Origin of the sequence: Pseudomonas sp. BN415 (genome assembly GCF_029871195.1) — a bacterium.
Classification (GTDB): domain Bacteria; phylum Pseudomonadota; class Gammaproteobacteria; order Pseudomonadales; family Pseudomonadaceae; genus Metapseudomonas; species Metapseudomonas resinovorans.
In genome coordinates, this window is the sequence record NZ_SSOK01000072.1 from 24,441 (window position 1) to 44,445 (window position 20,005).

General features: G+C 62.8%; 20 protein-coding genes. 10 read left to right on the forward strand and 10 right to left on the reverse strand.

The window, feature by feature from the left end; genetic code table 11:
- The first annotated feature begins 414 nt into the window (after window positions 1–414).
- A complete protein-coding gene (locus E8F20_RS28160; RefSeq protein WP_280286701.1) occupies window positions 415–831 on the forward strand; it encodes a cupin domain-containing protein in 417 nt (138 codons plus the stop codon).
- Between the two features lie 51 nt (window positions 832–882).
- Here E8F20_RS28160 and E8F20_RS28165 read toward each other — a convergent pair whose 3' ends face one another.
- Both E8F20_RS28165 and E8F20_RS28170 read right to left on the reverse strand, forming a co-directional pair.
- On the reverse strand, window positions 883–1,107 hold the full coding sequence (locus E8F20_RS28165; RefSeq protein ID WP_028628272.1) for a VF530 family protein: 225 nt from the start codon (window positions 1,105–1,107) through the stop codon (window positions 883–885).
- Window positions 1,108–1,236: 129 nt separating this feature from the next.
- Complete coding sequence (locus E8F20_RS28170; protein ID WP_280286702.1) at window positions 1,237–1,968, reverse strand: alpha/beta hydrolase; 732 nt, start codon at window positions 1,966–1,968, stop codon at window positions 1,237–1,239.
- A gap of 435 nt (window positions 1,969–2,403) precedes the next feature.
- Here E8F20_RS28170 and E8F20_RS28175 point away from each other — a divergent pair, with 435 nt between their 5' ends.
- The 4 genes from E8F20_RS28175 (at window position 2,404) to E8F20_RS28190 (ending at window position 5,067) form a co-directional block, all read left to right on the forward strand.
- On the forward strand, window positions 2,404–2,931 hold the full coding sequence (locus tag E8F20_RS28175; protein ID WP_280286703.1) for a hypothetical protein: 528 nt from the start codon (window positions 2,404–2,406) through the stop codon (window positions 2,929–2,931).
- 70 nt (window positions 2,932–3,001) lie between these two features.
- A complete protein-coding gene (locus E8F20_RS28180; protein WP_280286704.1) occupies window positions 3,002–3,850 on the forward strand; it encodes a DUF692 domain-containing protein in 849 nt (282 codons plus the stop codon).
- A complete protein-coding gene (locus E8F20_RS28185; RefSeq protein ID WP_280286705.1) occupies window positions 3,843–4,589 on the forward strand; it encodes a putative DNA-binding domain-containing protein in 747 nt (248 codons plus the stop codon). The genes E8F20_RS28180 and E8F20_RS28185 overlap by 8 nt, the downstream gene beginning before the upstream one ends.
- Before the next feature lie 55 nt (window positions 4,590–4,644).
- The gene (locus E8F20_RS28190) at window positions 4,645–5,067 is read left to right on the forward strand and encodes an organic hydroperoxide resistance protein (protein ID WP_280286706.1); all 423 of its coding nucleotides are present in this window, start codon (window positions 4,645–4,647) and stop codon (window positions 5,065–5,067) included.
- Between the two features lie 210 nt (window positions 5,068–5,277).
- On the opposite strand, the gene E8F20_RS28195 is transcribed toward E8F20_RS28190, so the two are convergent.
- From E8F20_RS28195 to E8F20_RS28205, 3 genes are all read right to left on the reverse strand, one after another.
- Window positions 5,278–5,778 (reverse strand): DoxX family protein, encoded by a 501-nt coding sequence (locus E8F20_RS28195; protein WP_280286707.1) that lies wholly within the window; start codon window positions 5,776–5,778, stop codon window positions 5,278–5,280.
- Between the two features lie 125 nt (window positions 5,779–5,903).
- A complete protein-coding gene (locus tag E8F20_RS28200; protein ID WP_280286708.1) occupies window positions 5,904–7,211 on the reverse strand; it encodes a HAMP domain-containing sensor histidine kinase in 1,308 nt (435 codons plus the stop codon).
- Window positions 7,211–7,951 (reverse strand): response regulator, encoded by a 741-nt coding sequence (locus E8F20_RS28205; RefSeq protein ID WP_028628280.1) that lies wholly within the window; start codon window positions 7,949–7,951, stop codon window positions 7,211–7,213. Before E8F20_RS28205 ends, E8F20_RS28200 begins: the two co-directional genes overlap by 1 nt.
- 327 nt (window positions 7,952–8,278) lie before the next feature.
- Between E8F20_RS28205 and E8F20_RS28210 the strand changes: the two genes are divergently transcribed.
- Window positions 8,279–9,511 carry a cytochrome c biogenesis protein CcdA gene (locus tag E8F20_RS28210; RefSeq protein ID WP_280286709.1) on the forward strand — a complete coding sequence of 411 codons (1,233 nt, stop codon included), beginning with the start codon at window positions 8,279–8,281 and terminating at the stop codon, window positions 9,509–9,511.
- A 193-nt stretch (window positions 9,512–9,704) separates the two neighbouring features.
- Window positions 9,705–10,799, forward strand: coding sequence for a class C beta-lactamase (ampC, locus tag E8F20_RS28215; RefSeq protein ID WP_280286741.1), 1,095 nt, complete (start codon window positions 9,705–9,707; stop codon window positions 10,797–10,799).
- Window positions 10,800–10,896: 97 nt separating this feature from the next.
- Here ampC and E8F20_RS28220 read toward each other — a convergent pair whose 3' ends face one another.
- Both E8F20_RS28220 and E8F20_RS28225 read right to left on the reverse strand, forming a co-directional pair.
- Complete coding sequence (locus E8F20_RS28220) at window positions 10,897–11,628, reverse strand: SDR family oxidoreductase (protein ID WP_280286710.1); 732 nt, start codon at window positions 11,626–11,628, stop codon at window positions 10,897–10,899.
- A gap of 66 nt (window positions 11,629–11,694) precedes the next feature.
- On the reverse strand, window positions 11,695–11,901 hold the full coding sequence (locus E8F20_RS28225) for a 4-oxalocrotonate tautomerase family protein (RefSeq protein ID WP_028628284.1): 207 nt from the start codon (window positions 11,899–11,901) through the stop codon (window positions 11,695–11,697).
- A gap of 150 nt (window positions 11,902–12,051) precedes the next feature.
- Here E8F20_RS28225 and E8F20_RS28230 point away from each other — a divergent pair, with 150 nt between their 5' ends.
- A complete protein-coding gene (locus E8F20_RS28230) occupies window positions 12,052–12,972 on the forward strand; it encodes a LysR family transcriptional regulator (protein ID WP_280286711.1) in 921 nt (306 codons plus the stop codon).
- A gap of 318 nt (window positions 12,973–13,290) precedes the next feature.
- Complete coding sequence (gene katG, locus E8F20_RS28235; RefSeq protein ID WP_280286712.1) at window positions 13,291–15,486, forward strand: catalase/peroxidase HPI; 2,196 nt, start codon at window positions 13,291–13,293, stop codon at window positions 15,484–15,486.
- Between the two features lie 112 nt (window positions 15,487–15,598).
- Here the strand turns inward: katG and E8F20_RS28240 are convergent, their stop codons facing one another.
- Window positions 15,599–16,768, reverse strand: coding sequence for an alkane 1-monooxygenase (locus E8F20_RS28240; RefSeq protein ID WP_280286713.1), 1,170 nt, complete (start codon window positions 16,766–16,768; stop codon window positions 15,599–15,601).
- A 29-nt stretch (window positions 16,769–16,797) separates the two neighbouring features.
- Window positions 16,798–17,832 (reverse strand): 2Fe-2S iron-sulfur cluster binding domain-containing protein, encoded by a 1,035-nt coding sequence (locus E8F20_RS28245; protein WP_280286714.1) that lies wholly within the window; start codon window positions 17,830–17,832, stop codon window positions 16,798–16,800.
- A 152-nt stretch (window positions 17,833–17,984) separates the two neighbouring features.
- Here E8F20_RS28245 and E8F20_RS28250 point away from each other — a divergent pair, with 152 nt between their 5' ends.
- On the forward strand, window positions 17,985–18,983 hold the full coding sequence (locus tag E8F20_RS28250) for an AraC family transcriptional regulator (protein WP_280286715.1): 999 nt from the start codon (window positions 17,985–17,987) through the stop codon (window positions 18,981–18,983).
- 55 nt (window positions 18,984–19,038) lie between these two features.
- On the opposite strand, the gene E8F20_RS28255 is transcribed toward E8F20_RS28250, so the two are convergent.
- On the reverse strand, window positions 19,039–19,281 hold the full coding sequence (locus tag E8F20_RS28255) for a hypothetical protein (protein WP_280286716.1): 243 nt from the start codon (window positions 19,279–19,281) through the stop codon (window positions 19,039–19,041).
- Window positions 19,282–20,005 lie beyond the last annotated feature (724 nt).

The window sequence follows — 20,005 nt, forward strand, 5'->3', positions numbered from 1 at the left end:
AGTGTCGTCACCTCCGCCTTGCCATCCAGATCAGACGCCAAAGTGACGCGGGCCTACCTGTAAAGTATCGCCCGTCAGCGCGCATTGCGGACTACTAGCCGCCAGTCCGGACACTATGCAACGTGCACTCCGTAGGATGTGGTGGAGCAACGCGATACCCATCAGCAAAAGCCCGGCGGGCGCTCAGTCCTGGTCCCGTCTGCTGCCACCAATTCCCAAACAGTCAACGCCCATGCCGCCGAGAGCGGCATGCCCCCATCGGTGTCGTTGCACCTCTGCCGCTTCTGTATTTCTCTGTGTCCGCCCCGGCCTTGCACATGCAGGCTTGCAGAACCTCGATGCGCCGACACATACGCGGTACGTGGCGTGAATAGGGTGGAGCTTCCAATCCCACCCATTCGAGAGGTCACAGTCATGTGGCATGTACGTTTTCTCACCACCACTGCAGCACTGGTCGTTTTCGCAGGTCTCGCCCACGCTGAAGACACAGCCAGCCCCCCAAGCTGGCAGAACGGTATCCACCGCACCGATCTTTCGCGCCACGATCTGGAAGTTCCGGGCTACGAAGCCATCCAGGTTCGGGTGGACTTCGAGCCGGGCGTCGTGTCCCCACGGCACTCGCATCCGGGGGCGGAGGTCGCCTATGTCATCTCGGGCACCTTCGAATATCGACTGGAAGGACGTGCGCCGGTCGTTCTCAAGGCCGGTGAATCCCTGTTCATCCCGGCCGGCACTCCCCATGTCGCGACGAACATCGGCAAGGTGGATGCGTCAGAACTGGCCACTTACATCGTGAACAAGGACAAGCCGTTGCTGAAGCTGGAGGAGTGAAGGTGGACCTCGCCGCGCCATTTGTGGCGCGGCATGCTGGCAGCGAGCGGGTCAGGCGCCCCGCTTGCGTAGATCGACGAACAGCGCCTCGACCTTCTCACGCGCCCAGGGTGTCTTGCGCAGGAAGGTGAGGCTGGACTTGATGCTGGGGTCGCTCTTGAAACAGCGGATATCGATGCGCTTGGCCAAACCGTCCCAGCCGTAATGGTCGACCAGTTCGTTCAGCAGCTTTTCCAAGGTGATGCCGTGGAGGGGGTTGTTCGGTGTCTGGGTCATGGCGGTATTGGTGTGATGGCAAGGCGAAGGCGGGCACTATGTGCGTTTCGGGCCGAAAGTAGAAGCCATTCCGAACTGGACCACGCGCCACAGCGATGCCTTCCGCTTCCGACGGAAGGCATGCTGCATTCAGAGGGTGTAGACGAACTCTGGAGCAGGGCGCTGGCCTAGCCATTCCCGCAGCAACGCCGTGGTGCGCTCGGGTTCCTCCAGCGGCGGCAAGTGCCCGCATTGCGGCAGGATTTCCAGTCGCGAGCCGGCAATTTTTTCATGCATCAGATGGGCTTCGGCGACCGGCGTGAGCTGGTCTTCGGCACCCACCACGATCATCGTGGGGATACGGATGTCCTCAAGCAACGGCACTGAGTCGGGGCGGTCGATGATTGCTTGTTGCTGGCGGATGAAACCTTCCTTGCCCACCGCAACCGCCATCTGCTGCACGGTGGCGGAAACCTCGGAGTCGAGCCAGCGCGGATGGATCAGGCGCGGCATCAATTGTGGGCTGACGCCGATGAAACGCCCGCGATTAGCCAGTTCCAGCAGTCCCTGGCGAGTGGCCGCGCGCTCCGCCGAGTCGAGGCTTGCCATGGTGTCGAACAGGGCCAGGCGCGACACACGCTCAGGGGCCTGGCGCAGGATTTCGAAGGCCACGTAACCGCCCATGGACAGCGCCGCCAGGGCGAACTGAGGCGGAGACTCCTCCAGCACGCGGCGGGCCATGGCAGCGATGCTGCTGTCTCGCGTCAGGTCGGCGATCTGTACGTTTGCCTCGTCGGATAGCGCATCGGCCTGGTGCGCCCAGAGGCGATGGTCATTGAGCAGGCCCGGGAGCAGGACCAGGGAGGTTTGGACCTCTTCCATAGGGCAGGGCACTTGTACGAATAGGAACGGTGATCGGAGCGGTGCCGGAGCACCCTGTTCGGCAACATGGTTCAGGCTTTGCGATGGACCCTTTCCACCCGCGAATCCTGGCCGCAGCGCATTTCTCTCACGTGAACGGCGAATTCTAGACGCTCTGCGTTTCGGATTGGCGCCGGGTCCACGGATGCCAGGCGAATTACGGGCGGCATTCGGCCAATCACCGCCTGCGGCAGCGCACGTATCCCTTTGTATCCGCCCCCAGTCCTCGCTGACTCGCTTACAAATGCGCCTTTGCATGGATACGCCGCGGATACACGGCAGCGGCTTAATAGCCACACCCCAACGAGGTTAGCCCTGGCGCCTCGCTCCAGGGTTACAACGCCCTTGTGGCATGACCTGCGCGGCCTGGCCGCTACCCCTATCCGGAGAAACTCCATGTCCCGTACCCAGATTTCAAACAAGGCCCGTATTGGCCTGATGGCTGTCGCCCTGGCCGGCGGCATCAACCTGGCTTCGTCCACCGCCTTCGCCGTGGAGGCGCTGCCCCAGGGCTACCTGCTGGCCGCTGCCGACAAGGCGGGTGAAGGTAAATGTGGAGAAGGCAAGTGTGGTGCGGCTGAAGCCGGTGACAAGGCAGCCCAGGCCGAAGGCAAGTGTGGCGAAGGCAAATGCGGCGCTGCCGAAGCCGGCAATGCCAAAGCGGGCGAAGGCAAGTGCGGTGAAGGCAAGTGCGGCGACGCCTCCTTCGCCCGCACCGATACGGATGATGACGGCCTGGTCTCACGCAAGGAACTTCTGACCGTGGCCCCGAACGGCGGTGCGGAATTCGTTGCGATGGACACCAACAAGGACGGCTTCCTGTCCGAGGGCGAGGTCTACAAGTTCCGCAGCAACCAGTACACCTCCAACGGCAAGAAAGTCCCCACTGAGTTGTTCACCAAGATGAGCCAGGCCAAGAACTGATTCGAGGTCACTCGTCCCACCCTCCCTGTGCCCTTGGCCTGGGAGGGTTCCACCCCGCTGGAGAACTGCCATGACCACCGCCGCTTTCCCCTACGGTGCAGGCCTTGGCCTGCGTCGCGCGCTGCTGCCCGAGTTGCTGGAGATGGACGCCGGTGCCGTGGACTTTCTGGAGTGCACCCCCGACAACTGGATCAAGGTCGGTGGCCGCCACGGGGACGGCCTGGCACGCCTGGCCGAGCGTTTTCCGCTGGCCTGTCACGGCCTGTCGCTGTCTCTCGGTGGTCCGGCGCCCCTGGATCGCAACCTGCTGCAGCGCACCCGCGATTTCCTCGACCATCACAATGTTGTGTTCTTCAGCGAGCACCTGAGCTACTGCTCGGACGATGGCCAGCTCTACGACCTGCTGCCGCTGCCCTTCACCGACGAAGCGGTACGCCATGTCGCCCAGAGAATTCGCCAGACCCAGGATGCCCTGGAGCGCCGTATTGCCGTGGAGAACATTTCCTACTACGCCGCGCCGTACCAGGCGCTGCAGGAGATCGACTTCGTCCGCGCGATACTGGAGGAGGCCGACTGCGACCTGTTGCTGGACGTCAACAACCTTTTCGTCAACTCGATCAACCACGGTTACGACGCCACGGAATACCTGGCGGCGCTGCCGACGGAGCGGGTTGTCTACGTGCATGTGGCCGGTCATTACGACGAAGCGCCGGACCTCAAGATCGATACCCACGGCGCCACAGTGAAGGCGGATGTCTGGTCCTTGCTGGAGCAGGCCTATCGGCGCTTTGGTGCGCTGCCGACCTTGTTGGAACGGGACTTCAACTTCCCTCCCTTGGTAGAACTGCTGACCGAGGTCGAGCAGATTCGTGTGCGGCAACAAGCTGTGCAGACATGGCCGGAGGTGCGCCATGCATGAGGTACTGCATGACCAATTGATGAGCATGGCGCGCTACGTGCGCGACCCGCAGCACAATGCGCCGCCGCCCGGTATCGAGGCACGGCGGCTGGCGGTTTACCGGCAGTTGTTCTTTGGCAATGTGGAGTCGCTGCTGGCCGGTGGCTTCCCCGTGCTGCGCGCCAGCCTTGGGCCGAAGCAGTGGCTGCCGCTGATCGAGTCCTTCTATGCCGACTACCGCTGCCAGACGCCCTTGTTCACCGAGATTTCCGGCGAGTTCGTCGACTATCTGGCAGAGGGCGGGGCCGATGCCCAGGGACTGCCGCCCTGGGTGGTGGAACTGGCGCATTACGAGTGGGTGGAGGCCGCGCTGCTCCTGAGTGACCGGCGCGAGCCAGCCCACGACCGGAAGGGCGACCTGCTCGATGGAGTGCCCCTGCTATCCAATCTGGCTTGGCCGCTGGCCTACCAGTGGCCGGTCAGTGAGATCGGCCCCGACTACTTGCCGCATGAGGCCCCGGAGCAGCCGACCCTGGTGCTGGCGCAGCGCGGGGCGGACATGAAGGTGCACTTCTCGCGGCTGGCGCCCTTGGCCCATGCACTGCTCGATTCGTTGCAGGAGCGGAACTGCTCCGGCCGGGAACACCTGGCGGCACTGGCCGAGGTCATTGGTGCCGACAGCGAAACCATCCTGCCGCAGGGCCTGGCCCTGCTGGAAAACCTGCGTGCTCAGGGTGTGGTGCTTGGCACCCGTGGCTGACACGCGTTTCGATGCCGGTTTGCCCCGGTATTTCCCCATCTGTGGAGACTCATTGATGACCGCAATTCTGGAAAAAAACCTCTATGTCGCACAGACCCGGACCACCGGCGGCCGCGATGGCCGCGGCAAGTCTTCCGATGGCGAACTGGATGTTCGCCTGAGCCCACCCGGTTCGGGGCAGCCGGGTACCAACCCCGAGCAGCTCCTGGCCGTCGGCTGGTCCGCCTGTTTCATCGGGGCACTGCGTCGCGCTGGCCAGAGCCTGGCGATCCGCCTGCCGGACGACGTAGCGGTGGTGGCCGATATTGCCCTGGGCAACACCGCCGACGGTGGTTTCGCCCTGGCGGCGAAACTGACCGTGGAGCTGCCGGGATTGGCAACCGGGGACAAGGCCCGGCTGGTGGACGCAGCGCACCAGCTTTGCCCGTATTCCAAGGCCACCCGGGGGAACATCGAGGTGACCTTCGACATTCCCTGATCAGTTCCTGCCCCTACAAAAAGCCCGCGCGCCTGGAAAGGCGTGCGGGCTTTTTACTGTCTCGTGGAATGCGTGTCTTCGACTGCCGATGGGTTTCGCTCCGCTCAACCGCATCCTACGTACAGCCACTCGGCGCGCCCACGTAGGATGGGTAGAGCCTGCGAAACCCATCGTGTTACAGGTACGAAAAATCCCGCGCATCCAAACGGGTCAGGCTTTCCGGCGGAACAGCCAGGCATCCAGGCTGAATTTCCCGGCACCCTTGAGTAGCAGAGGCATTGCGGCCACCAGGTAGATCAGCGGCAGCTTGTAGTTGCCAAAACCCTTGTCGCTGATGGAGTACCCCAGGGCGAGTTCCGACAGGCTTGACCAGTGCGCCGGCCAGTGCACGGCGGCGATGGCCACCAGGGTCAAAATCATCAGCACCAGGGTGGCGAAGCGCGTGCCGAGACCCAGCAGCAAGAGCACGGGGGCGATCAGTTCGGCCCACATCGACACTTGCCAGTTGACGCTGGCGGGAATCTGGTCGAAGGGAAAGGGGAAGGCCGAATTGATCTGTTCGAACCAGTTTGCACCGTTCCACTTTTCCAGGCCGGATTCGAAGAATTCCCAGGCGAGGAACAGGCGCAGGGGAATGTCGGCGCTCCAGGCACCCAGTCGGTCGAGTTGCTGGTAGGCGTGCTTGAGCGGGGCGAAGGCGATGGGGGTCACGGGCGGGCTCCTTTGAACTGAGCGCGACCGCGGGATGCTGTCGCTGCTCCTGTGCCTATGCTGGCAACGGGGCTTGTCCCGCATGTGTCCGCTGCAGCCCGACGTGTATCGCTGTGTACGGTGCCTCAGCCCGTGGCGCCGAGCTCCAGCTGCGCGCACAGGCCACCGCTCTCGCGGTTGCGCAGGGTCAGACGGGCGCCCAGCGCCTGGCTCAATTGCAGGGCGATGGCCAGGCCCAGTCCTGTGCCGCCAGTGCTGCGGTTGCGCGAGCTTTCCACTCGGTAGAAGGGTTTGAACACCTCCTTCAGTTCCTCTTCGGCGATGCCCGGGCCGTTGTCCTGTACCTGTACCTGCACGGTGCCCTGTACATCGCGTTGCACAACTAGCTGAGCCGAGCCGCCAAACTTCAAGGCATTGTCGATCAGGTTGCTGAGCACCCGGCGCAGGGCATGGGGGCGGGTTTCCAGTTGCATCCCGCTGCTGCCGCTCAGGCTCACCGCCTGGCCGCTGTCCTGGTAGTCGCAGACCAGGCTGTCGAGGAAGGCGTCGAGGTCGATCCGGCACAAGGCTTCGCTGGCGCCATCCATGCTGCGTGCATAGGCCACGCCTTCGCGCACGAGGTGCTGCATTTCATTGAGGTCGCTCCACAGCTTGTCTCGCTCCTGCGAGGCATCCATCTGCTCGACGCGCAGCTTCATACGGGTAATGGGGGTTTGCAGGTCGTGAGAAATGGCCGCCAGCAGTTGCATGCGCTCCTTCAGGTAGCTGCCGATTCGCCCCTGCAGGGCATTGAAGGCACGGGCGGCGTAGGCCACTTCGTTCGGGCCGCGCTCGTCGAGTTCCAGGCTGGGGGCGTCGGGGTCTAGCTGGTCGACGGCCTCTGCCAGGCGGGTCAGCGGGCGAATGGCCGTGCGCACTGCCAGCCAGGTGCAGGCCAGCAGCAACAGCAGTTGCAGGACCAGGACCACCGGCAGCCACTGGGCCACCGGAATCGGCCTGGGCGTGACATCCACCGTCAGCGGCTGGCCATCGCTCAGCACCAGGTGGGCCTGGAAGTGCGGGGTCGGTCCGGGAATGTTCTCGAAGCGCAGGGCGTAGCGTTGGCCGATAGCCCTTTCGATGGAGATCGCTGCCATGTGTGCCTGGTTCATGTCCATGGGCACGCCCGGCAAACCCTCATCGAGGCGATAACGGTAGTTGCGCCGTTCCAGTAGCGGCAGCCAGGCGGCGCGTTCGTCCGCCGGCAGCCGGTCGATCAGGGCCACGGCGGTGCTCACGTCATATTCCAGGTTGCCCAGCATCACGTCGCGCCCGGTCTGGTAGCGCTCGTAGAACTGCGAGGCGAAGGACAGTCCGTAGGCCAGCAACAGGCCGCTGAGAAAGATCAGTGCCAGGCGCGCCGCCAGGGTGCGCGGCCAGTGGGGCAGGGTCATCACGCGGTTGGCTCGATCAGTTGCACGGGTAGCGCAAAGACATAGCCTTCACTGCGCACCGTCTTAATGCAGGCCGGCTCGCGGGCATCGTCCTGCAGGCGCTGGCGCAGGCGGCTGACCAGCAGGTCGATGGAACGATCGAAGACATCCGCTTCGCGGCCCTGGGTCAGGTTGAGCAGTTGCTCGCGGCTGAGCACGCGCTGGGGATGGTCGAGAAAAACCCGAAGCAGGCGGTACTCGGCGCCGCTCAGGGCCACCAGGGTGCCCTCGGCGTCCAGCAGGTGGCGCTGTGTGGTATCCAGGCGCCATTTGCCGAAGCCGATCAGCCGGCTACTTTCGCTGATCTGCAGGTTCGGCGGCAGCATGCGGGTACGGCGCAGCACGGCGTTGATCCGCGCCAACAGCTCGCGGGCGGAGAAGGGTTTGGTCAGGTAGTCGTCGGCGCCCATTTCCAGGCCGATGATGCGATCGGTCTCCTCGTTGCGCGCAGTCAGCATCAGCACCGGTGTCGCCTTGTGCTTGCCGACGCGCAGTTCGCGACACAGGCGCAGGCCATCGTCGCCGGGCATCATGATGTCGAGCACGATCAGGTCGACCACATTGCCCTCGAGGAAGGCTCGCATCTGCCGACCATCGGCCGCCAGGCTGACGCGCAAGCCATTCTTCTTCAGGTAGTTGCCAACCAGCTCGCGGATTTCCCGGTCGTCGTCGACGACCAGGATGTGATCGATATGGTCCATGGGCAGTCCTCACAACACCTATGTCGGCGCTAGTGTATCGGGCTCGATGGCGCTTGCCCGTCGGCCTTTGTATTGCAGTGTATCCAGCGTGGCCCTGATACCCGAGCTTGCACAATAGCCTTGCGTATCCGTCTGTATCCGCTGGTGCTGTCGATACCTGGCGCAGCAATCGCCGATGGTGTCAGACATATCCGCGATACCTCCCGCTACTGAAATGGGCATCGCACGGATGCCCAGTCGCATCCCCCCTTAACCGGACCGGTGTGCCAAGGACGGCCTGGTTCGCTCGCCCGGATCATCCCGGGCGCATTCCACATCGAGGTGCCCATGTTGCTTGTTGCCTTTTTAGGCGGGGTGCTGACCCTCTTCAGTCCCTGCATCCTTCCCGTATTGCCCCTGCTACTTTCCCGCGCCGGTGGCCCAGCCTGGTCGCCGCTCGTGACCCTGGCCGGCCTGGCCTCGGGGTTCGCCGTGCTGGCGAGCCTGGCAGTGGTTTCCAGTAACTGGGTGATCGAGGCCAGCCAGTGGGGCCGCTACCTGGCCCTGGGCCTGCTGGCGGTATCGGCAATGGCTCTGCTCTCGACGCGTGTCGGTGCCTGGCTGTCGCGGCCCTGGGTCTGGCTCGGCAACCGTTTGCACGCTGATGCCCGAGGACTGCCGCCGGTCCTTTCGACCTGGCTCCTGGGGTGTGCCGCCGGGTTGCTCTGGGCGCCCTGCGCGGGCCCCATCCTCGGCCTGATCCTCTCCGGCGCGATGCTCAATGGACCGAGTGCGTCCACTAGCCTTCTGCTACTCAGTTACGGCCTCGGCAGTGCAGTTGCGATGGGCGCGTTGATCTTCCTGGGCCGCGGTGCGTTCCAGCGCGCGAAGCTGTCATTGCACGCGATGGAATGGCTGCGTCGCGGCGCCGGCGGCCTGGCCTTGCTGGCGGTCGTTGGCATTGCAAGCGGCACCAGTGACCAGTTGGCAGGAGCGGGTTCCTCGCGCCTGGTGTTCGAGCTGGAGCGCAAGGCGATCGAGGGGATTCCGGCGCTGGTGGAACGCCTGGTGGGCAATGCCCATGCCGATAGCATCGAGCAATTGCCGGACCTGGGTGCGATGCCTTCGCTGGAGGGCGCCACCCAGTGGCTCAATGGCCCGCCGCTCAGCAACGAACAGCTGCTCGGCAAGGTGGTCCTGGTGGACTTCTGGACCTTCGACTGCATCAACTGCCGGAACAGCCTTCCGTACGTGAACGAGTGGGCCAAGCGCTACGCTGACCAGGGCCTGGTGGTGATCGGCGTGCACACGCCCGAATACCCCTTCGAACGGATCATCGACAATGTGCGCGAGGCGACCGTTCGCCTGGGCGTCAAGCACCCGGTGGCCATCGATAACCAGTACCGCATCTGGAACGCGTTCACCAACCAGTACTGGCCAGCGCATTACTTCATCGACGCCCACGGGCGGGTTCGCCACCTGCATATCGGCGAAGGGGACTACGCAGAGCAGGAGGCTATCATCCAGAAGCTGCTGCAGGAACGGCGGGCAACAATGGGGGAGGGCGCCGGCAGTCACTGAACTCGTGCGCTAGCCATGCGCGGCCTATCGGGGTCGCGCAACATCTGGTGATGAGCCTGGATTGGATGCGCCTGCCTGATTTGGTAGGTTCTTGCCCTTTTCATCACCAAAGGACGTCCCGATGCGCCCACCAGGAAAGCGCAGCGTGCAGAGGCTTCTGTTCGCGCTTGTCACTTCGCTCGCTGGCCATGCCATGGCCGATGGCGAGCGGGCAGATATCGGCGCCGCCGTGCAGCAAGCTGCAGTGCACGTCATGCAGCAGTACGGTATTCCGGGCCTGGCCATCGCAGTCACCGCCAACGGCGAGCAGCACTTCTACAACTTCGGTGTGGCGTCCAGGGAGACCCGGCAGGCGGTCACTCGCGACACCCTCTTTGAAGTCGGCTCGGTCAGCAAGACGCTGACGGTAACGCTGGCTGCCTATGCCGAAGCCAACGGCAAACTATCCCTCTCGGACAGTCCTGGGCAGTACCTGCCGCAACTTAAAGGCAGCAAGCTCGATCCGGTGACCCTGATCAACCTGGCCACGCACACTGCGGGTGGATTTCCGCTGCAACTGCCCGATGAGATCCAGAACCACCAACAGTTGATGGACTACTACAGGTCCTGGCAGCCCCGGTTCGCCCCTGGCACCTACCGGACCTATGCCAACCCCAGCATTGGCCTGCTAGGTGTGATCGCGGCCAGTAGCCTCGGCATGCCCTATGCCAAGGCGATGGAGTTCGAACTCCTGCCGAGGCTTGGCATGGGCAACACCTTCATCGACGTGCCGGCGAGTGCGATGTCGCGCTATGCCCAGGGCTACAACAAGGAAGACGCACCGGTGCGGGTGAATCCGGCCGTACTGGCTGCTGAAGCCTACGGAGTGAAGACCAGCAGCAGCGACCTGCTGCGTTTCGTCGAGGCGCAACTGGACTCGACCGCTGGGGATGCCAGGCTACAGCGCGCCATCGATGCTACCCGGACCGGCTACTACCGGCTGGGCCCAATGACCCAGGACCTGATCTGGGAGCAGTACAGCTACCCAGTCGCCCTGGAGACTCTGCTGGCGGGTAATGGCAGTCAGATGGCGCTGGAGAGTAAAGCCGTGACAGCCATCACGCCACCGTTGCCACCGCAAAGGGACGTCTGGGTCAACAAGACCGGCTCCACCAACGGCTTTGGTGCGTACGTGGCCTTTGTGCCGGCAAAGCAGTTCGGCATCGTGCTGCTGGCCAACCGGAACTACCCTAACGAAGAACGCGTGAAGCTGGCTTACCGCATCCTGAGTGAACTGGCGGAGAAGTAAGGCGCCGCACTGCTACCAGACCGATGCCTGAACGCGATTTTGGATACCGCACAATGAAAAAGGGAGGCCAGGCCTCCCATTCTCTTGCACAACACTCTCACCAGGTTCCGGTACTCATCCCGCCGTCCACGGCAAGGACGACGCCGGTGGTGAAGCCCGCGCTGGCCAGGTAAAGCACCGCATCGGTGATTTCCTCGACCGTGCCGACTCGACCGGATGGCGCCAGGTTGTTGAGGAAGTCGCGGGCGGCCGGGTCGTGCATCGGGGTGTCGATGATACCGGGGGCGACTGCGTTTACCTGGATGTTGTCCCGCGACAGTTCCAGGGCCAGCGCACGGGTCATCTGGTTGATACCGCCCTTGATCAGCACGGGCAGGGCTGCCGGCACGTTGATGTTGGGCTGAAGGGCAACGGCCGCGGAAATGTTCACGATGTGTCCGCCCCCCTGCTTTTTCATGTGCGCGGCTGCCACCTGGGAGGTGTAGACCACGCCCTTGAGGTTGGTATCCAACAGCGACTCAAGGTCTTCCGGGGTGTAGTCGGTGAAGGGCTTGGCCATAAAGAAGCCTGCGTTGTTGACCAGGACTTCGACGCTGCCAAAGGCCTCGATGGCGGCGGCGAAAATCTTGCGGGCGGTCGCCGGATCGGCCACGTCGCCGGCAACGCCAACGAAGTTGCTCGGGTTGCCCAGGCTCGCGGCGGCGTCCTGCAGGCGCTCGATGGAACGAGCGGTACCCACGACGTTGTAGCCGTTTTCGATGAAGGCCTTGGCCAGGCCCAGGCCGATACCGCTGGATGCGCCGGTGATGACAACGGTGTGCTTGCTCATGGTGGTTTCTCGCAAAAGTGGGAACGGGTTTGCCTTGGAGGCGAATGGATGGGGGGGGTTGGCAGGTCAGCCTGGCGAGTTCTTCCGGTACTCGGTCGTCGTCATTCCGGCATAGCCCCAGTTGTCGGTATCCACTTCCTCTATGACGATGTGCGTGAGGTCGGGGCGCTTGCCGAGTACGCGCTGCAGGGTGTCGGTGATCTCGGCAATGACCTGGGCCTTCTGCTCCCGGGTAACCCCGTCTCGGGTGATTCGTACGCTTACGAAGGGCATCTTGCGTTTCCTCTGCTGATGGCGGTGGTCATCAGCCAGGCTCCGGGCGAAAGGCCGTGGGAGTGGCTGTCTGGAGCCAACTGTATTTGTGCTTCGCGTATAGATAAATGTAGGCTCGGATACTTCAGTTGATACCCGGTGTAATGAATCGTGAAGCGCCACTTTGATGACATCCAGCTGGGCAGCATCGAGCTCTTCTGTCTTGCCGCGGAGGAGGGCAGCTTCACGGCTGCAGCGCTCTCGGCCGGGGTTACGCCAGCAGCCGTGAGCCGTTCGATTTCCAGGCTGGAAGAGCGCCTGGGAACACGTTTGTTCATGAGGACAACGCGCAGTATTCGCCTCACTGAGGGCGGTCGCGCCTATTTCGAGCAGTGCCGGCAGGCGCTGACCCAACTGGTGGAAGCCGAGCGTGAAGTAATGGGCAAGCAGCTCGAACCGTCCGGTGAGTTGCGCATCAGCATTCCCACGACCTATGGCCACCACCGCATCCTCCCGCTGCTACCGCGCTTCAGGGAGCGTCATCCCGGTGTGAGGATCGATGTTCACCTGAGTAACCGGAACATCGACTTCGTCGGCGAGGGTTACGACCTGGCGATCCGTGTGCGCGCCCAGCCCGATTCGACGCTCATTGCCCGCCATCTCGAAGACGCACGGTTGGTCGTGGTTGCCGCGCCGCAATACCTGGCCAGGGCTGGCACACCCACTTCCCTGGACGACCTCGCCGGTCACGATTGCATCCAGTACGAGCTACCCAGCAGCGGACGTCGTATCTCCTGGCTGTTCACCGACAACGGCAAGGAGCGCGAGATACTCGCCACAGGCAACTATTGCTGTTCGGACGATGTGCTGGGCGGGGTGACCCTGGCCCGGCATGGCGCCGGTCTGTTCCAGACTTACCGCTTCATTGTCGAGAAGGAGCTGGAGGAGGGCAGCCTGGTTGAGGTCCTGCCGGAGTTCGGCGGGCGCTCCCGTCCCTTCACCCTGCTGTATCCCCACGGCCGCCACGTGCCGCTGCGCCTGCGCGCCTTCATCGACTTCCTCATGGAGTGCACGCGGGAATGGAAGGTTTGAACCAGGGACACGTCTGACACCCCCTCAGACCCTGGCATTCCTGGCCGGGCGATTAAGTCCGCCTATGAGGACCAGAACAGTCCATCAGCCAGCTAAATCAATTCGACCATTAAGACGCAACACCCTCAAAGCCCTTGATATCCAGAGAGATATCGATGCTGCGGCAGCGTCGGCCTAGCTGCGAGAACGGGCACGCCCGCATGGTTTTCACAATCCTTGTCTACTATCAATGCCATTTCCAAAACCTATTGGCTGGGTCGTGAAGTGGATTCCAAGCTGAATAGGGTGATTGGCTGAAGACAAGAAGAGGAGATAAGTATGTCAAGCGAAGCAAAGTGCCCGTTCTCTGGCAAAAATGTGATCGCAGGTGTGATTCCATCCAATGCGGATTGGTGGCCCAACCAACTGAACCTCAAGATCCTTCATCAGCACTCGGCCGAATCCAATCCATTGGGCGGTGAATTCGACTACGCCGAAGCCTTCAAGACCCTCGACCTCGACGCGGTAATCAAGGACCTCCACGCGTTGATGACCGATTCCCAGGACTGGTGGCCGGCCGACTACGGCCACTATGGCCCGATGTTCATTCGTATGGCCTGGCACGCCGCCGGCACCTATCGCATCGCCGACGGACGGGGTGGCGCGGGCACCGGCAACCAGCGTTTTGCGCCGCTCAACAGCTGGCCGGACAACGGCAACCTGGACAAGGCGCGCCGCCTGCTCTGGCCGATCAAGCAGAAATACGGCAACAAGCTGTCCTGGGGCGACCTGCTGATCCTCACCGGCAACGTCGCGCTGGAATCCATGGGCTTCAAGACCTTCGGCTTCGGCGGCGGTCGTGCAGACATCTTCGAGCCGGAGGACGACGTCTATTGGGGCGCCGAGCAAGAGTGGCTCGCCACCAGTGACAAGCCCAACAGCCGCTATTCCGGCAATCGGGAACTGGCAAACCCGCTGGCCGCCGTGCAGATGGGCTTGATCTACGTGAACCCGCAAGGCCCGGATGGCAACCCGGACCCGCTGGCCTCGGCGAGCGATGTCCGTGAAACCTTCGCCCGCATGGCCATGAATGATGAAGAGACCGTCGCCCTGACGGTCGGTGGACATACCTTCGGCAAATGCCACGGCGCCGGTGATGCGGCCAACGTCGGACCGGAGCCGGAAGCCGCTCCTATCGAAGAAATGGGCCTGGGCTGGCGGAACGCGTTCGGTACCGGCAAGGGGGGGGACGCGATCACCAGCGGCCTGGAGGGCGCCTGGACCCCGACGCCCACCAAGTGGGACAACAGCTACCTCGAAACCCTGTTCGGCTACGAGTGGGAGCTGACCAAGAGCCCGGCGGGCGCACACCAGTGGAAACCCGTTGGCACCAGCGGGGATGGCACCGTGCCGGACGCCCATGACCCGAGCAAGCGCCATGCACCGATGATGACCACCGCCGACATGGGCATGCGCGTGGACCCGGTGTACGAGAAGATCTCCCGGCGCTACAAAGACAACCCGAAGGAACTGGAAGACGCCTTCGCCCGCGCCTGGTTCAAGCTGACTCACCGCGACATGGGGCCGCGCAGCCGCTACCTCGGCCCGCTGGTACCGAAAGAAGAGCTGATCTGGCAGGACCCGGTACCCGCCGTCGACCATCCGTTGGTCAATGAGCAGGATGTTGCCGCGTTGAAGGCAAAGATCGCCGCGACAGGTTTGTCCGTTTCCCAACTGGTCAGCACGGCCTGGGCGGCAGCGGCTTCCTTCCGTGGCAGCGACAAGCGTGGTGGTGCCAACGGCGCTCGCCTGCGTCTCGCTCCGCAGAAGGACTGGGAGGTGAACCAGCCGGCTGAGGTGGCGAAGGTCATCGCGGCGCTGGAAGGCGTCCAGAAGGACTTCAACGCTTCCGGCAAGAAAGTCTCGCTCGCTGACCTGATCGTTCTGGCTGGCGGTGTGGGCGTTGAAGCCGCCGCGAAGAAGGCGGGCGTCGATGTGAGCGTACCCTTCGCACCGGGCCGTACCGATGCCTCGCAAGCGCAGACGGATGTGGAATCCTTTGCACCGCTGGAGCCGCTCGCCGATGGCTTCCGCAACTTCGCCAAGAAGGGATTCGAGGGTTCGGCGGCCGAGATGTTGGTGGACAAGGCGCAGTTGCTGAAACTCAGCGCCCCCGAGATGACCGCCCTGGTCGGTGGATTGCGCGTTCTCGGCGCCAACTACGGCAAGGCGCAGCACGGTGTATTCACCAAGCGGCCTGAAACGCTGACCAATGACTTCTTCGTGAACCTGCTGGACATGAGCACGAAATGGCAGCGTTCCGCGTCCGATGCGAATGTGCTGGAAGGGCGTGACCGCACCAGCGGCGATCTCAAGTGGACAGCCACCGTGGTCGACCTGGTCTTTGGTTCCAACTCCCAGCTTCGGGCGATTGCGGAGATCTACGCCAGTAGCGACTCGCCGCAGAAGTTCGTGAATGACTTCGTCGCCGCCTGGACCAAGGTGATGAACCTGGACCGCTATGACCTGAAGTGACGACAACGGCAAGGCCCTGGCGGGCCTGCCTGCTCTGAACACCACGCCGCCGGCAGGACATTCCTGTCGGCGGCGTGGTGTTTCAGGGAGGCGTCAAATTCAATGGGTGAACTCAGGCCGCGCCGTGGCTCATCAGCTCGCGAATGCCGCTGCGAGCGTTGGCCTCGGCGGCCAATTGGCGCTCTTCGGCACTGGCGTAGTGGCGGTCCCAGGCCAGCACCTTGGGTGTCATCAGCTTGTGCCAGAGTGGCGGGATCATCGCGACGATGATGGTGGTCAGGTAGCCACCGATCATCATCGGCGCGTCCGCGAAGGGTTTCAGGTCCTGATAGGGCACCTCGCCCTGGGCATGATGGTGGGAGTGGCGGGTTAGGTTGAACATCGCCCAGGAGCTGATGCGCTTGTTGGTGTTCCAGGAATGCCGCGGCTGCACCGGGGTTGCCGGGTTGCGCACCATACCGTAGTGCTCCATGTAGTTGACGATCTCCAGCAGCGCCTTGCCCCACAGGGCACAGGCGGTGAAGAACAGCGCGGCTACCGGACCGCCAATGGCATAGGCCGCCAGCACCAGCAGCAGGCTCATCAGGTGGCCGCGGATTACCGCGTTGCGCCAGCCGAACAGGGCATGGCCTTTGCGCGCCAGGCGCTTCCGCTCGATCTGCCAGGCGCTGAGGTTGCCCTTGAGCGTTGAGGCAAGGATGTGAACGTAGACGTTGCGGCCGCGCGGCGCGGTGGCCGGGTCCTCGCGGGTGGACACGTAGCGGTGGTGACCGTAGACGTGCTCGATCGAGAAGATGGTGTCGAAGCTGAAGGCCAGCAGCCAGCGGCCGACCAGCATGGAAACCGGGTCCCAGGTGCGGTGCGTCAGCTCATGGGCGGTGATGGTGCCAACCATGCCGATCATCAGACCGGTGATGATCCAGGTGGAAAGGTAATGGCCGACGAAGGTGGCGTCCCGTGCGGCGATCAGGTCGTAGCCGGTCAGCTGGCTCAATGCCCGGCCGAAGCCGAACAGGTCGCCGCTGCTGACACTCCACACTGCGGAGAACACGATGAAGGCCAGTAGCGGCAGCGCCAGCCAGAGCTGCACGGTCAGGATGCCGGGATAGTTGAACCGCGGGGTGCTGATGTCGTCGCCACAGACAGCGTCGCCGATCAGGTAGATCACCAGCACCGCCACCAGGCCGAAGGTGATCCAGGCGCCACCGGCGAGAATCGCTACGGCCGCCAGAAGGCCAATGGCATGGAAGAGGAAGTATTTGAGGTAGTGCAGGGCGTTCATGGTCGTCTCTCTTGTTGTTGTGAAGGCGGTCAGGCCGACGTGGGTAGCACGTCTTGCAGGGTGGTGAATCGATCGGCATGGATGTGTTCGCGAGCCACTCCGGCGTCGCGCAACAGCGTGATGGCGCTGTCGATCATGGCCGGTGGTCCGCACAGGTAGGCATGGGCGCCAGGCTGGAGCAGCGCAGGTATCAGCGCCGTCACCAGGCCGCGCTCGCCTCGCCAGGCGGCATCGGCGGCAGCTTCAGACAGCACGGGTACGAAACTGAATGACCCGCGCCATTGCGCGGCGATGGCGCTGATCTCCCCCAGGGCATAGAGATCACGCGCCTGGCGGGCGCCGAACAGCAGCGTGGCGGGGCGGGAAGCACCATTGGCCATGGCGCCCTGCAACATCGCCAGCAGTGGGGCCAGGCCGCTACCGCCGGCAATCAGCAGCAGGGGAGCGTCCGCCGAGCGCAGGTGAAAATCACCCAATGGACCTTCCACGGTCACGCCGTGGCCGAGCAGCGGGCGGTCGTTGACCACGCCGGTAAACACCCCACCAGGCACCCTGCGTACGAAGAAGCTCACCTGGGCATCCGGCTGTGCGGGGCTGGCAAAGGAGAAGCTGCGGCGCCATTGCGGCAGGCTGTCGAGGCTGAGGTCGGCGTACTGGCCGGCGCGGTATGCCAGGCTTTCTTCCAGTTGGATGACCAGCCGGGTGATGTCGTGGGTCAGTTTGTCCTGCGCCACCACCTTCCCGCGCACCTGGCGTCTGCTCTGCTGGCGCGCGAGGGCCACTTCGATGCGTACATCCCCACGAGGCACGCTTTGGCAGGCGAGGATGTAGCCGGCGTCCAGTTCTTCAGCGGACAGGATGTAGCCCGTCTCGGTCAGTTCACGGACCCTGCCCGACACCAGCTTGCACTTGCAGCTGGCACAACCGCCGACACGGCAGCTGTGGGGAAAGTCGATGCCATGGCGTAGGGCGGCTTGCAGCAGCGTCTCTTTCGGATCAACCCTGACGCTGACCCCGTTGATCAACGCAGTGGTTGGGCGATGCCGGGTAAAGAGAGAAAACATGCGTCCTCCTGTTCTAGTTATTGGCGTAGAGGTTTGGGACGCTGAAATCCTAGGGCGCAGGGGCGGTGGGCAGAGAGCGCCTGGATTGACATTCAGGGGGTCATTAATTGACATTCTGGCGCTAAGCCAGATCACGAGAACCTGCTGCTCCCATGGCCGACTTCCTGCTCCCCGTGCACTACCTGCGACAGATTGCCGAACAGCTGCGGGTAATGGGCGCGGACCCGGCCGACTGGCTGCTCCAGTGCGGTGTCGAACCGCGGCAACTGGATGACCTGAGCTACCAGCCAGGCTTTCCGTTGTTTTGCCGGCTTATCGAACACGCACTGGAACTGACCGACGAGCCTGCGTTTGGCCTGCTGTTGGGCGAGCGACTGGGGATCAACACCCACGGCATCCTGGGCTACGCGGCCCTGCAGAGTGAATCGCTGCGTCAGGCGATCCAGCTCGTGGAGCGTTACCTTGCGGTACGCACCACACTCGTGACGCTCAGGCATGAACATGACGAGGCGGCGCAACTGGAACACATCCAGTTCGTTCCCAGCTATCCGCTCGGCCCCATCCAGCAGACCGTGCTGGAGGCGGTAATGCTGGCCATCAAGAACGTATTCGACGCCATTACGCCCGGCAGCGCACGGGTCAACCAGGTCAACTTCCCGTTACCGGCGACGGATTACGCGGACCTGGCCAGCGCAATGTTCAACTGCCCGGTTGCCTATGCGCAGCCCTGGGCAGGCTTCACCTTCGACTCCGCCCTGCTGGACCTCCCGCTGCGCATGGCCGATCCGGTCGCCTTCCGCGAGGCCGAGCAGATCTGCCAGCGCGAACTGATGAAGCTCACCGAAAAGACGTCCCTCACCGTGCGCATCCGCCGGCTCATGCTGGAAAAGCAAAACGGTTTCCCCAGTCTGGAGGTGACGGCCCGTCTGTTCCACATGACCCCACGCACCCTTCACCGTCATCTGCTGGACGAAGGCACGACTTTCAAGCTGATTCTCGAAGACGTCCGGCGTACCTTGGCGGTGGAGCACTTGAAGGCCGGGCGCCTGACCGTGCAGGAGATCGCTTATTCGCTGGGCTACAGCGATGTGGCTAACTTCCGGCGAGCGTTCAAACGCTGGGAGGGTGTGCCACCCACCGAGTTCAGGTGAGTGCGATTCATCGCCATAGCGGTGCGGGACGCCGAAACATCCACTGGCACAACCCTCATTGCGTCTTGTGACGGCCCAGGACCAGGTTGATCGTTCCGTCCGAACTCGATGAGACATATGGATCAAGATTCGGAAACTTCTCCGCCGCCCGCTCCAGCAAGAATTCCCCTGCATGCTGAATCCGCTCGCGGGTTGGGTTCGCAAGTTGGGTGTTTACTCTTGCGAAACCATGGGCGGCAAAGTCCGCAGCCGCTTGTTCAAAAAGATCTTCCAGTAAGGCCAGGGATTCTTTATCCATGAGTACTATCCAGATGAGCTGTTCGGTGCTCGGAACCACGCAAGCAACATGCCGGACCCCATTGAAAGACCCTCTTGAATTGACCTGGCGAGCTTGAAGGCGCGTCCCGCGGTCTACACGTGCAACTGCACTTGGAAATATAACGACACAAACACCAATGTCATCAGATAAACGGGCGTGCAGACCCATTTCCGGTTGGGTGAATAGCCCATTTGTGGGGAAGTTATGGGGGTGTCAAATAGTTCTTCTACAGCATTGAAGAATAAAAGTGGGGGAAGTAATCCCCACTTTTTGGGGATGCTCAGGAACTATATATCGACAATCCGGATAATTTAAAAACAATCTATATTTCAATTAGATAGGTTTTCTAAGGTGTGTCTTTTCGATTGTGACGATCTCTTGACGGCTATGTGGGCGAGTATTTAAGTGAACTCGACGCGAGTTCCCGGTCGTTAAGCAGTCTCCAATCAGCCCGTTCGGGGAGGGCGTCAGGGAGGCGTCTTGATTCTGCCCCGTTCGAATGTAATGCAAAGGAGGTTGTCGCTTCGGCGGCGCCGTCATTCTTTGCTCCATGGTCCACCTCCCTGCCAATCACGCAGGTACCGCTGCCTGAGTGAAAAGTGGCACCCATAGCGCCACCGTAGACAACGCGCAGTCCGCTGCCTGTGCGAGGACGTCGTCTGCCTGAAAACCGTTGATACCTGAGCAATCGGCCATCCGCTCT

What these genes read in the sequence shown, in the direction of transcription:
- E8F20_RS28245 (WP_280286714.1), bottom strand. Translation starts at nt 17,832, where the DNA reads ATGTTTTCTCTCTTTACCCGGCATCGCCCAACCACTGCGTTGATCAAC.
- E8F20_RS28225 (WP_028628284.1), bottom strand. Translation starts at nt 11,901, where the DNA reads ATGCCCTTCGTAAGCGTACGAATCACCCGAGACGGGGTTACCCGGGAG.
- E8F20_RS28210 (WP_280286709.1), top strand. Translation starts at nt 8,279, where the DNA reads ATGTTGCTTGTTGCCTTTTTAGGCGGGGTGCTGACCCTCTTCAGTCCC.
- E8F20_RS28165 (WP_028628272.1), bottom strand. Translation starts at nt 1,107, where the DNA reads ATGACCCAGACACCGAACAACCCCCTCCACGGCATCACCTTGGAAAAG.
- E8F20_RS28255 (WP_280286716.1), bottom strand. Translation starts at nt 19,281, where the DNA reads ATGGATAAAGAATCCCTGGCCTTACTGGAAGATCTTTTTGAACAAGCG.
- E8F20_RS28180 (WP_280286704.1), top strand. Translation starts at nt 3,002, where the DNA reads ATGACCACCGCCGCTTTCCCCTACGGTGCAGGCCTTGGCCTGCGTCGC.
- E8F20_RS28185 (WP_280286705.1), top strand. Translation starts at nt 3,843, where the DNA reads ATGCATGAGGTACTGCATGACCAATTGATGAGCATGGCGCGCTACGTG.
- E8F20_RS28200 (WP_280286708.1), bottom strand. Translation starts at nt 7,211, where the DNA reads ATGACCCTGCCCCACTGGCCGCGCACCCTGGCGGCGCGCCTGGCACTG.
- E8F20_RS28220 (WP_280286710.1), bottom strand. Translation starts at nt 11,628, where the DNA reads ATGAGCAAGCACACCGTTGTCATCACCGGCGCATCCAGCGGTATCGGC.
- E8F20_RS28250 (WP_280286715.1), top strand. Translation starts at nt 17,985, where the DNA reads ATGGCCGACTTCCTGCTCCCCGTGCACTACCTGCGACAGATTGCCGAA.
- E8F20_RS28170 (WP_280286702.1), bottom strand. Translation starts at nt 1,968, where the DNA reads ATGGAAGAGGTCCAAACCTCCCTGGTCCTGCTCCCGGGCCTGCTCAAT.
- E8F20_RS28160 (WP_280286701.1), top strand. Translation starts at nt 415, where the DNA reads ATGTGGCATGTACGTTTTCTCACCACCACTGCAGCACTGGTCGTTTTC.
- E8F20_RS28175 (WP_280286703.1), top strand. Translation starts at nt 2,404, where the DNA reads ATGTCCCGTACCCAGATTTCAAACAAGGCCCGTATTGGCCTGATGGCT.
- E8F20_RS28240 (WP_280286713.1), bottom strand. Translation starts at nt 16,768, where the DNA reads ATGAACGCCCTGCACTACCTCAAATACTTCCTCTTCCATGCCATTGGC.
- E8F20_RS28190 (WP_280286706.1), top strand. Translation starts at nt 4,645, where the DNA reads ATGACCGCAATTCTGGAAAAAAACCTCTATGTCGCACAGACCCGGACC.
- katG (WP_280286712.1), top strand. Translation starts at nt 13,291, where the DNA reads ATGTCAAGCGAAGCAAAGTGCCCGTTCTCTGGCAAAAATGTGATCGCA.
- ampC (WP_280286741.1), top strand. Translation starts at nt 9,705, where the DNA reads ATGGCCGATGGCGAGCGGGCAGATATCGGCGCCGCCGTGCAGCAAGCT.
- E8F20_RS28205 (WP_028628280.1), bottom strand. Translation starts at nt 7,951, where the DNA reads ATGGACCATATCGATCACATCCTGGTCGTCGACGACGACCGGGAAATC.